Origin of the sequence: Micromonospora sp. CPCC 206060, assembly GCF_036906895.1 — a bacterium.
Classification (GTDB): Bacteria; Actinomycetota; Actinomycetes; order Mycobacteriales; family Micromonosporaceae; genus Micromonospora.
Map to the genome: position 1 here is coordinate 1 of NZ_JBAKHU010000265.1, position 812 is coordinate 812.

General features: G+C 62.3%; 1 protein-coding gene and 1 pseudogene. One reads left to right on the forward strand and one right to left on the reverse strand.

Translation table 11 applies throughout. From position 1 onward, the window contains the following. The first annotated feature begins 99 nt into the window (after window positions 1-99). Entirely contained in the window at window positions 100-312 is a 213-nt protein-coding gene (locus V6U90_RS33650; protein WP_334445245.1) for a hypothetical protein, read from the forward strand. A gap of 206 nt (window positions 313-518) precedes the next feature. On the opposite strand, the pseudogene V6U90_RS33655 reads toward V6U90_RS33650, so the two are convergent. Further along, window positions 519-812: pseudogene (locus V6U90_RS33655) on the reverse strand (hypothetical protein); the annotation flags it as partial.

An 812-nucleotide genomic window follows, 5' to 3' on the forward strand; every position in this document is an offset into this window, starting at 1 on the left:
CACGGACGAACCACCTGAAACGACCACTACGCACAGTTGCAGACCGTTACTCGGAAACCTTCACTGTGGCGAGCTGAGGGCTTCGACCAGGCGATTGCGTTGGCGGAGGCAGAGGCGCTCGAGTACGTGGCTGAGCAGCCCGGCGTCGTCTTCGCGGGGCTCTCTCAGGCGTATCGGCTGTTCGATGAACCGGGACACGGAGCGGAAGTCTTCTCACTGATCAGGGAGAGCGGGCAGGGGCCGCGCGAATACCTGACGAGGTTCTTCGATACCGGCAAGGAGAGACAGGGTGACATCACTCCTGGCGCCTGACCGAGCGACGACCCAGCCCCATCCAAGCCTGCTGTCCATCCCGCGCCCGATCGGCGGCAGAAGCGTGCACCCGCCCATAAGCGCGGGCTCAAAAGACGGCCGGAAAGTTAGGAACGAGTGGTCTGCGATGCGGTTCGGCTGAAACAGCGTTTACCGGGCGTTCGAGGGGCGCGATGCGGCGTCGTCAAGGTGGAGAGCCAAAGCCGTCACTCATATCCCATGGCCGGGATGACCTTGCCGAGTGCTTCTTCGATGAACTCGCGGGTTTCGTCGTCGAATTGGTCGTTGCGGTTCGTCAGCTTGTGCGACTGAAACGTTGAAGGGGTGGCGAAGTCGTCGACGTCGAGCCGTTCGAACAGGGCGCGGCGCTGCCCGGGCCAGTCGGCTGCGAGATCTTCTGCTTTCACCTCGATGTATCGCCTGCCCGTCAGGTCGACTGTGGTTCCCCTCGTAACGTGGAGGCCAGGACTTGAGGGATAGAGGCTCATGGCTGAAACGAG